This is a genomic window from Streptomyces sp. NPDC059851, from assembly GCF_042732005.1.
In the GTDB taxonomy this organism is placed as follows: Bacteria; Actinomycetota; Actinomycetes; order Streptomycetales; family Streptomycetaceae; genus Streptomyces.
Window position 1 is genome coordinate 1 of sequence record NZ_JBHWJJ010000016.1, and the last position, 12,970, is coordinate 12,970.

General features: G+C 75.8%; 11 protein-coding genes. 4 read left to right on the forward strand and 7 right to left on the reverse strand.

The genetic code is table 11. The features are described 5' to 3' along the window. Positions 1-132 precede the first annotated feature (132 nt). On the reverse strand, positions 133-1,521 hold the full coding sequence (locus ACFV7Q_RS07890) for a wax ester/triacylglycerol synthase family O-acyltransferase (RefSeq protein ID WP_385424994.1): 1,389 nt from the start codon (positions 1,519-1,521) through the stop codon (positions 133-135). Between the two features lie 233 nt (positions 1,522-1,754). Here ACFV7Q_RS07890 and ACFV7Q_RS07895 point away from each other — a divergent pair, with 233 nt between their 5' ends. The 3 genes from ACFV7Q_RS07895 (at position 1,755) to ACFV7Q_RS07905 (ending at position 4,645) form a co-directional block, all read left to right on the forward strand. Further along, the gene (locus ACFV7Q_RS07895) at positions 1,755-2,864 is read left to right on the forward strand and encodes a WD40/YVTN/BNR-like repeat-containing protein (protein WP_385424997.1); all 1,110 of its coding nucleotides are present in this window, start codon (positions 1,755-1,757) and stop codon (positions 2,862-2,864) included. 62 nt (positions 2,865-2,926) lie between these two features. Continuing rightward, entirely contained in the window at positions 2,927-3,613 is a 687-nt protein-coding gene (locus ACFV7Q_RS07900; RefSeq protein ID WP_385425000.1) for a uracil-DNA glycosylase, read from the forward strand. Between the two features lie 108 nt (positions 3,614-3,721). Next, entirely contained in the window at positions 3,722-4,645 is a 924-nt protein-coding gene (locus ACFV7Q_RS07905) for a sirohydrochlorin chelatase (protein ID WP_385425002.1), read from the forward strand. A gap of 120 nt (positions 4,646-4,765) precedes the next feature. Here the strand turns inward: ACFV7Q_RS07905 and ACFV7Q_RS07910 are convergent, their stop codons facing one another. The 4 genes from ACFV7Q_RS07910 to ACFV7Q_RS07925 all read right to left on the reverse strand — a co-directional run bounded on the left by ACFV7Q_RS07910 (position 4,766) and on the right by ACFV7Q_RS07925 (position 9,682). Next, positions 4,766-5,785 carry a lactonase family protein gene (locus ACFV7Q_RS07910; protein ID WP_385425186.1) on the reverse strand — a complete coding sequence of 340 codons (1,020 nt, stop codon included), beginning with the start codon at positions 5,783-5,785 and terminating at the stop codon, positions 4,766-4,768. 159 nt (positions 5,786-5,944) lie between these two features. Then, complete coding sequence (locus ACFV7Q_RS07915) at positions 5,945-7,081, reverse strand: nitric oxide synthase oxygenase (protein WP_385425005.1); 1,137 nt, start codon at positions 7,079-7,081, stop codon at positions 5,945-5,947. A gap of 190 nt (positions 7,082-7,271) precedes the next feature. Further along, positions 7,272-8,765, reverse strand: coding sequence for an FUSC family protein (locus tag ACFV7Q_RS07920; RefSeq protein ID WP_385425008.1), 1,494 nt, complete (start codon positions 8,763-8,765; stop codon positions 7,272-7,274). Positions 8,766-9,088: 323 nt separating this feature from the next. Further along, positions 9,089-9,682 carry a histidine phosphatase family protein gene (locus tag ACFV7Q_RS07925; RefSeq protein WP_385425010.1) on the reverse strand — a complete coding sequence of 198 codons (594 nt, stop codon included), beginning with the start codon at positions 9,680-9,682 and terminating at the stop codon, positions 9,089-9,091. Positions 9,683-9,803: 121 nt separating this feature from the next. Here ACFV7Q_RS07925 and ACFV7Q_RS07930 point away from each other — a divergent pair, with 121 nt between their 5' ends. Further along, positions 9,804-10,442, forward strand: coding sequence for an RNA polymerase sigma factor (locus tag ACFV7Q_RS07930; RefSeq protein WP_385425013.1), 639 nt, complete (start codon positions 9,804-9,806; stop codon positions 10,440-10,442). On the opposite strand, the gene ACFV7Q_RS07935 is transcribed toward ACFV7Q_RS07930, so the two are convergent. Both ACFV7Q_RS07935 and ACFV7Q_RS07940 read right to left on the reverse strand, forming a co-directional pair. Further along, the gene (locus tag ACFV7Q_RS07935; protein WP_385425188.1) at positions 10,387-11,421 is read right to left on the reverse strand and encodes a MerR family transcriptional regulator; all 1,035 of its coding nucleotides are present in this window, start codon (positions 11,419-11,421) and stop codon (positions 10,387-10,389) included. The two genes, ACFV7Q_RS07930 and ACFV7Q_RS07935, sit on opposite strands and share 56 nt — an antisense overlap. Before the next feature lie 169 nt (positions 11,422-11,590). Next, on the reverse strand, positions 11,591-12,964 hold the full coding sequence (locus ACFV7Q_RS07940; protein WP_385425016.1) for a cryptochrome/photolyase family protein: 1,374 nt from the start codon (positions 12,962-12,964) through the stop codon (positions 11,591-11,593). Positions 12,965-12,970 lie beyond the last annotated feature (6 nt).

The following is a 12,970-nucleotide window of genomic DNA, read 5'->3' on the forward strand; positions in this document are numbered from 1 at the left end:
TGTTTTTTTTATCCCGGCCGGGGGGCCCGGGCCCCCCCCCCCCCGGGGGGCCGGGCCCCCCGCCCCCCCGGCCCCCCCGCGCCACAAAACCCCCCCGCGCCCCGGGCGCCGGGCCGGCCGGGCCTCCGGGGGCTAGGCGACCTCCCGGACCAGCGCGTCGAGCTCCTCCTCCAGTGCCCCCGCGAGGGCGGCCAGGTCCGGTACGGCGGCCGCGTCGGCGACCAGCCCGTAGTGGACCGTGTCCTTGTACGTGGACACGGCGACGGCGAGGGCGTGTCCGCAGGCCAGCGGGGCCAGCGGGTAGACCTCCCGGACCCGGCTGCCGCCGAGGGTGAAGGTGAAGCCGGGCAGCGGGACGCTGGTGACCAGGATGTCGAACAGCAGCCGGGCCGCCTGGGCGACCAGCGGTCCGCCCAGGCGGTGGCCGAGCGGGTGGACGTGGTCCGCGAGCAGGGCGACGGCCCCGGCGCCCCGCGCGGGCCCCGCCTCCTTGTTGCGGTCCATCCCGGTCCGTACCCGCTCCAGTCTGCGCAGCGGGTCCGCCTCCTCGATCGGGAGCCGCAGCAGGTAGCCGGAGAGCCGGTTGCCGTACCGGGCGTCGGCGCCGGGCCTGCGGCGGGATACCGGTATCAGGGCGCGCGGGCCGGGTCCCTCGGGCACGGCGTCGCCGCGGTCCGCCAGCCAGCGCCGCAGGCCCCCCGCGACCAGGGTGATCAGCACGTCGTTGACGGTGCCGCCGACGACCTTGCGGATGCGGTTGACGTCGTCCAGGGCGAGGGCGAGGCCGGCGACGGCACGGGTGCCCGTCCCGCCGGCGCCTGCGGTCAGGGCGGCGGGAACGGGGAGGGGCAGGCCGGAGCGGGCCATGGCCGCGCCGATCTCCAGGGCCTGCCCGACGCCCTGGATGCGGGTGGCCAGGAGGCCGGGGAGGTCGCGCAGGGCGGGGACGGGGGCCGGGGGTCCTGTGTGTGGGCGCACGGGCCCGCGTACGGGCGGTCCCTCGTCGAAGAGGGCGGCCGCGAGGGCGAGGGCCGCCAACCCGTCGGCGAGGGCGTGGTGGAACTTGAACAGGACGGCGAAGGAGCTCGGGTCGGGCCCGGCGAGTACGTGCGCCTCCCAGGGCGGCCGGTCGCGGTCGAGCGGCCGGGCCATCAGCGGGCCGGCCGCGGCCCACGGGTCCGGGGTGCGGACGAGGAACACGTGCCGGGCCGGATCGAAGTCGGCGTCGGGCGCCCAGGCGGCCGCCCCGACCGGCAGTAGGACGTCGTGGATCCGGCGGCGCAGGCCGGGCACGCGCGTGCAGCGGGTGGTGAGGAGTGCGGCGGCGCGGGCCGCCGCGTCGGGTTCGGGGTCCTTCCCGGAGCCGGGGCCCGCGGGTCGACCGGATCCGGGGCGGGCACGGGGCCCGGAGTCCTGCGCGGCGGCCTCGAAGACCGCGAGGGCGCCGAGATGCATGGGGTGGTCGGCGGACTCGATCCGCCAGAAGGCGAGATCGAGCGGGGAAAGGTGCTCTGGGACCACGTAGTGCCTCTCGCGAGCAGTGGCTGAGGCTGGAAGTCAACCCCTTTCGCCCTCCTACGATCAAGTAGCCACACTTTCACTCACCCGCCGGTCGATGCCGATCAGCCGGACAGGGCTGCGGTGCGGCCGCCGGGCCGTTGCCGGCGGCCGGGTGCAGACTGGCCGGAAGACGATCGGCACGGCGATCGGCACGGCGACCGGGACGGCGGTCGGGAAAGTCGGAGGTGTCGGCGATGACGGAGGTGCTGCTCCTCGCGGGGACGCGCAAGGGGCTCTTCATCGGCCGCAGGGAAGCCGGCGGTCCATGGCGGTTCGACGGGCCGCACTTCAACGCCCAAGCGGTGTACGCTGCCGCGATCGACCGGCGCGGGCCGGTGCCCCGGCTGCTCGTCGCCGGGGACAGCACCCACTGGGGGCCGTCGGTGTTCACCTCCGACGACCTGGGGGCGAGCTGGCAGGAGCCGGCCGAGCCCGCCGTGCGGTTCCCCAAGGGCACGGGGGCCTCGCTGGAGCGGGTATGGCAGCTGCACCCGGCCGGGCCCGAAGCCCCGGACGTGGTGTACGCGGGCACCGAGCCCGCCGCCCTGTTCCGCTCGGCGGACCGCGGCAGGTCCTTCGAACTGGTCCGCCCGCTGTGGGAACACCCGACCCGCCAGGGCTGGGTGCCTGGTGGCGGGGGCGAGGGACTGCACACGGTCCTGACCGACCCGACCGACCCGGACGCGGTGACGGTGGCGGTGTCCACCGCGGGGGTGTTCCGCACCCTGGACGGCGGCGCCAGCTGGGCCCCCTCCAACCGCGGTGTCTCGGCGGTGTTCCTGCCGGACCCGCATCCGGAATACGGCCAGTGCGTGCACAAGGTCGTCCAGGACGCCGGCGACCGGAGCCGGCTGTACCTGCAGAACCACTGGGGCGTGTACCGCAGCGACGACGCGGGCGGGCAGTGGACCGACATCGGCGGCGGCCTGCCGTCCGACTTCGGCTTCGCCGTGGCCGCGCATCCGCACCGTCCCGGCACCGCGTACGTGTTCCCGCTCAACGCCGACTCCGACCGGGTCCCGGCCGAGCACCGCTGCCGGGTCTACCGCACCCGGGACGCGGGCGCCAGCTGGGAGCCGCTCACGCGCGGGCTCCCGGACGGGGACCACTACGGCACGGTGCTGCGCGACGCCCTGTGCACGGACGACGCCGACCCGGCCGGCGTCTACTTCGGCAACCGCAACGGCGAGCTGTACGCCAGCGACGACGACGGGGACAGCTGGCAACTCCTCGCCGAACACCTGCCGGACGTCCTGTGCGTACGCGCGGCGGTGCTGGACGGCCGGGGCAGCGCGGGCGGTTGAGACGGCGGTGCTGCCGGGCCGGCGGTGCCGGGTCACCGGTTGGGCCAGTAGAGTGACTCGCTGTGGCAGCACGACCGTTGAACGAAATCGTCGAGCCGGGCTGGGCCCGTGCTCTGGAGCCGGTGGCGGCGCAGGTCGCCGCGATGGGCGACTTCCTGCGCGCCGAGATCGCGGCGGGCAGGACCTACCTCCCGTCCGGGGCGAACGTCCTGCGGGCGTTCCAGCAGCCCTTCGACGAGGTGAAGGTGCTCATCGTCGGCCAGGACCCGTACCCCACGCCGGGGCACGCGATGGGCCTGTCCTTCTCGGTGGCGCCCGACGTGCGCCCGCTGCCGCCGAGCCTGGAGAACATCTTCCGCGAGCTGCACTCCGACCTGGGCGTGCCGCGCCCGGCCAACGGCGACCTGACCCCGTGGGCCCGCCAGGGCGTGCTGCTGCTCAACCGCTCGCTCACCACGGCCCCGCGCAAGACCAACGGCCACCAGGGCAAGGGCTGGGAGGCGGTCACCGAGCAGGCGATCCGGGCGCTCGCGGCGCGCGGCAAGCCGCTGGTGTCGATCCTGTGGGGCCGACCCGCGCGCAATGTGCGGCCGCTGCTGGGCGACTTGCCCGCCGTGGAGTCGGTCCACCCCTCCCCCATGTCCGCCGACAACGGGTTCTTCGGGTCCAGGCCGTTCAGCAGGGCCAACGACCTCCTGGTCCGCCAGGGGGCGCAACCGGTGGACTGGCAGCTGCCCTCCGCCGGGTGACGTTCGGTTGAACCGTATACGACATTCATCGGATAAATACGGACAGATGCCGCCCGGGTGGACCCTGACCGAACACCTGGTTCCGATAAGCCAGTAGCATGCGGCGCCATGAGCTCCCCCACTGGGCCCGCAAATGGCCTGCCCGTACGAATGCCGCGACCCCGCCAGACCGGACGCCACCGCCGGCCCGAGCCCGCGGTGGCCCCCGAGGGAGCGCCCGCGCTGGTGCTCGCCGTGCCCGGTGCCCCTTCGGCGGCGTCGCGCGGTCTCGCGGAAGAGATCATCAGCATCGGCCGCTCCGAGCTGCCCGGCCTGGAGGCCCGTATCGGCTTCCTGGAGGGTGAGGGCGACGAGGCCGCCGAGTTCCCGTCGCTGTCGACGGTGCTCACCGCGGTCGCGGCCGAGCGCGTCGCGCGCGCCGAGTTCGCCCGCTCCGCGGGGCACGAGGTGCCCGAGCCGACCGGCCCGGACGCCGTGGTCGTGCCGCTGCTGGCCGGCCCGGACGCCGACCTGCTGCGCCGCATCCGCCAGGCCGTGATGGACTCCTCGGCCGCCGTGGAGCTGGCCGAGGTGCTCGGCCCGCACCCGCTGCTCGCCGAGGGCCTGCACGTGCGCCTGTCGGAGGCCGGCCTGGCCCGTGCCGACCGGGCGCGCCTCTTCACCGTGACCACCGCCGCCGACGGCATCATCGTGGCCACCACCGGTGGCGAGGAGGCCGTCCAGGTCGCCGGGGTGACCGGCATGCTGCTGGCCGCCCGCCTCGCGGTGCCGGTGAAGGCCGCCGCGCTGGACCAGGAGGGTTCGGTGGCCGCGGTCGCCGAGCAGCTGCGCAGCGAGGGCTCGACCCAGCTCGCGCTGGCGCCGTACCTGATCGGACCGGAGGCCGCCGAGGGGCTGCTGGACACGGCCGCCAAGGAGGCCGACTGCGCGGCCGCCGAGGTGCTGGGCGCGTACGGCGCACTGGGCAAGCTCGTCGTGACCCAGTACTCCGCGGCCCTCGGGATCAACCAGGGCGCGTCCGCCGCCCACTGACCGGCGGCTCCTTCCGTTCCGTACCAGGGCCCGCTCCCCGCACTCCGGGGCGCGGGCCCTCGCGCGTTCCCGGCCGCCGCCCGGTCAGCCCGGCACCCGGCGGCCCGGGGGGCGGCCCGGTCAGCCGAAGACCACGCAGGCGGCCGCCGGGACGGCCACCGAGCCGGCCGGGCGGGGCAGGCCGGTCCGCCGGTCCACGTCGAACCAGGTGACGTCCCCGGAGTGCTCGTTGGCCGCGTACAACCGGCGTCCCGAGGGGTCGGCGGTCAGGTCGCGCGGCCAACTGCCGCCGCAGGGCACACTGCCGGCGGACCGGGGCTCCTCGGGCCCGTCGGCGAGCGAGAGGGTGGCGATGGTGTCGGCGCCCCGGACGGCTACCCAGACGGCGGACCCGTCGGGGGAGACCACCACGGCCGACGGATGGGCCCGTACGCCCTCCGGCAGGCCCTCGGGGGCGAGCGGGACCTCGGCCACCGGTTCCAGCCGCCCGGCCCCCGGATCCCAGCGGCACACGGTCAGCTGCGGCTCCAGCTCGTGGAGCACGTAGACCGTCCGGCCGTCGGGGTGGAAGGCGAGGTGGCGCGGCCCCGACCCGGAGCGCAGGACGGTCTCGGCGTGCAGCCGGAGCGCCCCCGTGGCCCCGTCCGGTGCGCAGACCCGCACCGAGTCGGTGCCGAGGTCGACGCTCAGCACCCAGCGGCCTTCGGGGTCGGGCAGGACCTGGTGGGCGTGCGGCCGTTCCTGGCGGCTCGCATCCGGGCCGCTGCCCCGGTGGACGAGGACCCGGGCGGGTCCGGAGGGGCTGCCGTCGGCGGCGATCACCAGGCTGCTGACGCTGCCGGAGGTGTAATTGGCGGTCAGCAGCCGGCGCCCGGCCACGCTGAGGTGGGTCGGCCCGGAGCCGTCCACCGGGACGGCGGGGCCGAGGGCGGTGAGGCCCTCGGGGGTGGGCCGGAAGGCGCCGACCGCTCCCCGCTCGGCCTCGCTCACGGCGTACAGCACGCCGGTGCCGCGGTCGAAGGCCAGATAGGAGGGGTCGGCGAGCGCGTCGGTGGCGGACAGCAGGGTCAGCGCCCCGGTGTGCGGGTCGACGGCCGCGGTGGTGATGCCGCGACCGCCCCCCGAGGTGAACGAGCCGATGCGGACGCGGAGCCCGTGGCCGCGGCCCCGTTCCGCACCGTCCGCGCCCCGCGCAGCTTCCGTACCGTGCGTGCCGTGCGTGCCGTGCGTGCCGTGCGTGCCGCTCACGGGTGCCCTCTCCGCCGTACCGGATCCGTTGGAGCGACGGTAACAGAAGGTCTAGACCAGATCTCGGCCCCGTGCGCGTTCCACGGCTCCGACGTGGTGCACGTACGTCGTCGAACTGGTCCGGTCCTCGTACGTGCGGTGGAAGACCGGGGTCGCGGCCCCCGAGATCGGCGGCACGATCCAGGACCAGTCCGCCCCCACCTCCCGGCCCTTGCGCTCCTCCCGCGCCATGTGGGTGAGGAACCGCCGGGACTCGCTGTGGTGGTCGGCGATGGTGACCCCCGCCCGGTCGAAGGAGTGCAGCACGGCGCGGTTGAGCTCGACGAGGGCGCGGTCCTTCCACAGGGAGCGGTCGCTGGAGGTGTCGAGGCCCAGGCGGCGGCCGACGGCGGGGAGGAGGTTGTAGCGGTCGGTGTCCGCGAGGTTGCGCGCACCGATCTCGGTGCCCATGTACCAGCCGTTGAACGGGGCGGCCGGGTAGTGGATCCCTCCGACCTCCAGGCACATGTTGGAAATGGCCGGAACGGCGTGCCAGCGAAGCCCCCAGTCCGCCCAGCCGCGGTCGTCCGGGTGCTCGATCGGCACCTCCATCACGGCGTCGGCGGGGGTGTCGAACCAGCGGGGCTTGTCATCGGCCCCCTGGACGACCAGCGGCAGCAGGTCGAAGGGAGTGCCGGCGCCACCGCTCCAGCCGAGGGCGAGGAGGGCACTGGTGAGCGGGGCGTTGCGGGCGTCGCCGACGGTGATCGACGGGTGGTCGCCGTAGCCGGCGTACCGGATCAACTGCTCGCTCCAGATCACCGGACCGGGACGGTCCGGGGTGTCCGGGGCGAAGACGGTGATGGTGGGTCTGACCCTGCCGCCGTTGGTGGCCTCGCGCAGGTGCTGGAAGCATTCGGCGGCGACCGCGTCGGCGTCGGTCACGGCGCGGCGGTCACGGACCCGCAGCGAGTTCCAGTACAGGCGGCCTATGCAGCGGTTGCTGTTGCGCCAGGCGACGCGGGCCCCGTGGGCCAGCTCCTGCGCGGTGTGCCGGTAGGTTCCGGTGTCCGCGAGCTCGGCCCGCACGTCGGCGAGCCGTCGGCGCGGGTCCCCCGCCTGCGGATTCTCCCGATGGAAGAGCAGGACGAACTCCTCTGCCGCTTGCCACACCTGCTCGGTGGTCGAGCGTTCCCGAAGTATTTCCATCCCGGGCCGTTACCCCCTGTCCGGACAGATCCACCCTGTACGTGCCGCATGAATGTGCGGTGAACAATCACCCGTTGTACATGCCGCAGGTCAACCGGGTGACGGCGTGGGTGACCGGAACACTCCACCGGGTGATCCTCGGGCGAACCGCCTGCGCGGCAGAACTGACGCGGCGTAGGATCCGTGGCGGTCAGGCCGAGATGACGAGCGGGGCCCGCGGGTCGGTGTGCAGCGGGCCGTGCAGGGCCACCAGGGCGTGCTCCAGGCCGTGCAGGTGCACGAGGACCGGCTCCGCAGCGGCGGGCCGGGGGACGGCGGGCGGGTTGGGCTCGGCCGTCCCGCGCGGGGCGGTCAGGGCCTCCACGGCCGCCTCGACCCGCCAACAGGCGGCGGCCAGCCGGGCGTCGTGCGAGGCCTGCGGGTCCGCGGCAACGGCCACCAGGCCGCGCACCTCGCGGGCGCAGTCGTCGAGCAGCCCGAGGACCTGCCGGGCCCGGGCCTTACGGGCGCGCAGCGGGCTGAGCGGGTGGACGAGCGGGGCGAGGGCCGCGCGGGCACGGCCGAGGAGCAGATCGAGTTCGGCGGCGTGCGGGGCGGGGTCGGCCTCGGGATCGCCGGCGAGCCGGTCCAAGGAGGCCGAGGTGGCGGCCCGGACGCAGTACAGGACCCGCTGGATCCAAGCCTCGTTGGCGGCGTGCGTGGTCACCGGAAGGACCAGGGCCACGGCGAGGGCGGCGCCCAACGCGCCGACCGCGGTTTCCTGGAAGCGCAGGACCAGCAGTCCGGGGTGCAGGACTCCGAGGAGCCCGTACAGCAGGCCCGCCATGACGGTGACGAAGAACATCATCCAGGAGTAGGAGGGGGCGGCCGTGTAGAAGATGCCGAAGACGCACACCGCGACGAGCGCGGCCGTGGGCGCGGGCGCGCCGTGCAGCGGTACGGCGATCAGCAGTCCCGCGGCGATGCCGAGGAGGGTGCCCAGCACCCGGCGGAAGCCGCGGACGAGGGTCTCGCCGCGCGACGCGGTGTTGACGAAGATCCACCAAGCGGTGCCGACGGCCCAGTACCAACGGTCCTCGGAGAGCGCCTGGCCGACGGCGAGGGCGAAGGCACAGGCGGCGGTGGTCTGGAAGGCCTGCCGGGTGGTCGTCCGGGCCAGGCCGGTGCCGGGCAGGGCCGGCGGCGCGGGCGGGGGCGGGGTGCGCCGCTCGATGGGCCACAGCACGAACCGCACCGCGGCGGAGGCGAGCAGGGCCAGACCGACGGCGGCGTACAACTCGGGCAGCTGGGCCGGCAGCGCGTGCAGGAACTGCGTGACGAAGAACATCATGAAGCCGAAGATCCCGAGGGCGTGCCCGCGCGGCCCGAAACGGCGGGCGTAGACCCCGGCGAACACGACGGCGAGGAAGGCGGCGTCCCGGACGAACGGCATGCCGTGCAGGGTGGTGGCCACGGCCAGGACGGGGAACCCGGCGACGGGCAGCAGCGCGGTCGTCACGCGCTGGGCGCGCACGCTGGCGTCGAGCACGGTGAAGAGCGCGAGCAGGGCCGCCAGGCCTCCGGTGATGGACGCCGTGAGGGAGAGGCCGCACAGTTCGGCCAGTGCCACGGCGAGGCCGACGCCGATCACGGCCCGCAGCGAGTTCCGCAGTCTCACGAGCCCCGGGTCCGGAGCCACGAACATCCTCTTCACGGCGGTGTGCCGCCCCCCTCAAGGTGGTGCGCGCCGGCCCGGCGTCCGCCCGGGGGTGGTGGGCGGCGTGCGGACACGGCGAAGGCACCGCGCCCCGGACCGGCCTCGTTGCCGCCCGGCGCTGCGCGGCGCCGAAAGTACATGGATACGACACAGATAACCATCTCCCGGCCCGGCGGCTCAAACGGGCACCGGATCACTGGGCCATTGGCCCAGTGACAGCTGGGTTTCCTCGGCCACACGAGGGCCATTGCACCAGCCGATGGGCCGGGGCGACCTGCGGGAACGCCCGCCGACGGCGGCGGACCCAGTGCTCAGGGGCGGGTGTTCCAGCCGGAGATCACCGGGAGTCCGTGCTCGGTGGACAGCATGCTGACCGTGCCCGTGCGCAGCAGGAAGAGCCGGCCCTCCTCCGCCGGCAGCCCCAGGTAGCGGGCGGTCAGCACGCGCAGGAAGTGGCCGTGCGCGACGAGGACGGCGTTGCCGCGGCCCTCGGCGAGGACCGGGGCCACGCGGGCCAGGACCCGGTCCGCCCGGGCGGCGACCTGACCCGCGTTCTCCCCCGGGTGCTCGGGGTCGCCCGGCGGGACCCCGTCCCGCCACAGGGACCAGTCCGACCGGGTCCTCCGGATCTCCTCGGTGGTCAAGCCCTCGTAGCCGCCGTAGTCCCATTCGCACAGGTCGGGGTCCGTGTCGTCGGCGGTGAGCCCGGCGAGGCGGGTGGTGGCGACGGCCCGGCGCAGCGGGCTGGTCAGCACCAGGGCCGGCCGCCGGTCCAGGAAGTAGGGGGCCAGGGAAACGGCCTGGTCGGCGCCGTCGGCGGTCAGCGGGACGTCGGTGCGCCCGGTGTGCCGGCCGCTGGCGCTCCACTCGGTCTCGCCGTGCCTCACCAGCAGCAGGTCACTCACCCTCCGGACGATAGCCGCTCGGCCGCCGCCCGGCCGGTCCGGCGCGCCCGGTCCCCCGCAGCGAAACGGTGCGGAAACGCTGCGACTGGCCGGTCACGTGCGTGCTCGCGAGGCTCGGTCCATGGACTCAGTGGAACGCGAGGAGTGGTTCGCCGTCGGGTTCGCCGCGGGAGACGAGCGCTGCGTGGAGGTCGTGTACCGGCGCTGGCGGCCCCTCGTTCACGCGCTCGCGCAACGGGGCCTGGGCGACGAGCGCGAGGCCGAGGACGTCACCCAGCAGGTGTTCCTCGCGGCCTGGCGCGGCCGGAACCGCTACCGGCCCGGACCCGGCGGCTTCGGGGCCTGGCTGACCGGCATCACCCGGCACAAGGTCGCCGACGCACTGGAGGCCCGGACCCGGCGGGCCCGGGCGGCGACCGCCGCGGCCCGGGCGGTCCCCGGGGCAGCCGGCGGTCAGGGGAGCGCGCCGCTCGGGGAGGCGGAGCGGGCGGTGGACCGGCTCCTCGTCCTCGGCGAGCTGGCCAGGCTTCCGTCGGCACAGCAGCAGGTCCTGCGGCTGGCCTTCTACGGGGACCTCACCCAGACGCAGATCGCGGACCGCACGGGGCTGCCGCTCGGCACCGTCAAGAGCCACATGCGCCGAGCTCTCGAACGGCTGCGGCGGACCCTCCCGGAAGCGGTCCCGGACGCGGTCACGGAGGCGGTCACGGACGCGGTGCCGCGGGCAGCGGTCCCGGAGGCGGTCCCGGCGGGGCGATGAGCTCCAGCGCGGAGCGCAGCCCGAGCAGCCGCCCGGTGTGCGGTAGGGCAGGCCCGGAGCCCCAGCCGGGCCCGGCGAGCAGCAGCGTCGAGTGGGAGCGGGCGCCGCGCAGCCCCCACTCGATGCCGGCCACCGACCGGGCGAGTGCGCGGTCGGCGGTCGTGCGGGACTGGGCCCACAGCACGACGGCCCGCGGGCCGGTACGCCGCACGGCGTCGTGCAGGGCGTCGGCGGGGAGCGCAGCGCCGAACATCCGGGTCGGCACGCCCCGTTCGCCGAGGGCAGCGGTCAGGGCCTCGATGGGGAGGGTGTGCTGCTCCCCCGGGACGCAGGCCAGCAGGACGGGCGGGGTGCGGGGCGGGGCGGGCTGCGGGCGGATCCGGTGCAGGACCCCGGAGACGTGCCAGGACAGCAGGTGCTCGACCTCCACGTAGCGCTCGCCGGCCGTGGCCCACTTGCGGCCGACGGCGTGCAGGGCCGGTGCGATGACCTCCTCCCAGGCGGTGACCAGGCCGTGCTCGGCCAGGGCCGCCTCCAGTCGGTCGGCCACGGCCGGCGCGTCCAGGCGTACGGCGGCCCGGGAGAGCCCCCGGCACTCGGGGCGGACCGGGCCCAGGGGGAGCAACCCGCCGGGTCCGCCGCCCGGGGCCGGGAGCGGGGCGCCCGGCGGCTGGGTTGCGGGTGGGCCGGCCGCCGCGGCCTGCGCGGGTCGACCGGACGCGCCGGGGGCGCCGGGCGCGCCGGCTCGGGCGGTGCGGGCTGCCTCCGCCGGGGGCACACCTTGCGCCGTGAGCCGGCACATCAGCTCCAAACGGGCGATGTCCTGCGGGGTCCAGCGGCGGTGCCGGCCGTCTTCGCGGTGGGCCGGGCCGATGGCGTACCGGCGCTCCCAGGAGCGGACCGTGGTCGGGGAGACGCCGAGGCGGCGGGCCACGGCGCCGGTGCTCAGCCCGGCGGTGGGCGGGTCCTGCGGCGGCACGGCCGCGGGCGGCGCCGGCGGCGGGGCCGACGGTGGCGGTGCGGCCGACGGTGGCGGTGTGGCCGCGTTCGGGGTCGGGGGCGCGCTGTCCACGCCGCTCACGATACGGCGGCCGGCCCGCGGCACGGGCCCGGAGCGGAGCGTCGGCCGCAGCGGTGCGGGGCGCGGGTCATTCGATCCCCCGTCCCCGGCGGAACCGGTCCAGGCCGTCGGCGAGTTCCACCACCGGGCCGGGGTAGTCGTACCGGGCCCGCTCCGGGCCGGGGAGCCGCCACGGCTCGTGCAGCACCGGGACTTCGAGCCCGTCGAGCTCCGGCACCCAACGGTGCACGTAGCTGCCCTCCGGGTCGAAGCGGAGGCCCTGGCGGACCGGGTTCAGGACCCGGTTGGGCCGGGTGTCGGTGCCGGTGCCGGCCACCCACTGCCAGTTGAGCTGGTTGTTGGCGAGGTCCCCGTCCACGAGGAGGTCGAGGAAGTGCCGGGCGCCGACGCGCCAGTCGACGTACAGGGTCTTGGTGAGGAAGCTCGCGGTGAGCAGCCGGCCGCGGTTGTGCATCCAGCCCTCGTGGCGCAGCTGGCGCATGGCGGCGTCGACCACCGGGTAGCCGGTGCGGCCCTCCTTCCACGCCTCGGTCTCCTCCTCGGCGGCCGCCCCGGTGCGCCAGCGGTCCCCGCGGCCGCGGTAGTCGCGGGCGGCGCTGTCGGGGCGGGCGGCGAGCACCTGGTGGTGGAAGTCGCGCCAGCACAACTGTCGGACGAAGGCCTCGCCGCCGGGGCCGCCCGCGGCCCGGGCGCGTTGGACGGCCTCGGTGGCCGAGAGCGTGCCGAAGTGCAGGTGCGGGGAGAGGCGGGAGGTGGCGTCCCCGGCCAGGTCGTCGTGGAGGTCCTGGTACCGGGTCAGGCCGCCGTGCAGCCATCGGGTCAGTAGCGTGCGGGCCTCCCGCTCTCCGCCGCGCGCGAGCCCCGGGGAGACCCCGGCGACGGCCCGCCGCCGGGGCAGCGGATCGGAGCCGATCCCGTCGGGCACGGGCACCGACCGCGGGGCGGCCAGGACCCGGCGCAGCGGGACGTCGGCCCAGCGGCGGAAGTACGGGGTGAACACGGCGAAGTGGTCGGAGCCGGCGGGGACCACGGACCCGGGGGCGGCGGCCGTGACCACCCCCTCGTGGGCGTAGAGCCGGCGGCCGTCCGCCTCCAGGGCGGCGCGGAGCCGCTCCTCTCGGGCTCGGGCGTAGCCGCTGACCCCGGCCGCCATGTGGACCTCGTCGGCGTCCTGGTCCCGGACGAGGGCGCAGACCTCGTCGATGGTGTCCCCGGAGCGCAGCACGAGGCGGCCGCCGCGCTCGCGCAGGGCGGCGTCGAGGTCGGCGAGGCAGTCGGCGAGGAAGGCGAGCCGGTTGGGGGCGGCGAAGCCGGCGGCGTCGACGGCGGGGTCCCGGACGAAGAGGGGCACGATCCGGTCGCAGGAGGAGAGGGCCGCGCGCAGCGGCGGATGGTCGTGCAGGCGCAGGTCGGAGGTGTACAGGACCACCGCGACGTTCATGTGTGC

Bases quoted from the DNA above. Each gene is read 5' to 3' on its own strand.
- ACFV7Q_RS07930 (WP_385425013.1), top strand. From the start codon at position 9,804: ATGGACTCAGTGGAACGCGAGGAGTGGTTCGCCGTCGGGTTCGCCGCG.
- ACFV7Q_RS07920 (WP_385425008.1), bottom strand. From the start codon at position 8,765: ATGTTCGTGGCTCCGGACCCGGGGCTCGTGAGACTGCGGAACTCGCTG.
- ACFV7Q_RS07915 (WP_385425005.1), bottom strand. From the start codon at position 7,081: ATGGAAATACTTCGGGAACGCTCGACCACCGAGCAGGTGTGGCAAGCG.
- ACFV7Q_RS07905 (WP_385425002.1), top strand. From the start codon at position 3,722: ATGAGCTCCCCCACTGGGCCCGCAAATGGCCTGCCCGTACGAATGCCG.
- ACFV7Q_RS07895 (WP_385424997.1), top strand. From the start codon at position 1,755: ATGACGGAGGTGCTGCTCCTCGCGGGGACGCGCAAGGGGCTCTTCATC.
- ACFV7Q_RS07940 (WP_385425016.1), bottom strand. From the start codon at position 12,964: ATGAACGTCGCGGTGGTCCTGTACACCTCCGACCTGCGCCTGCACGAC.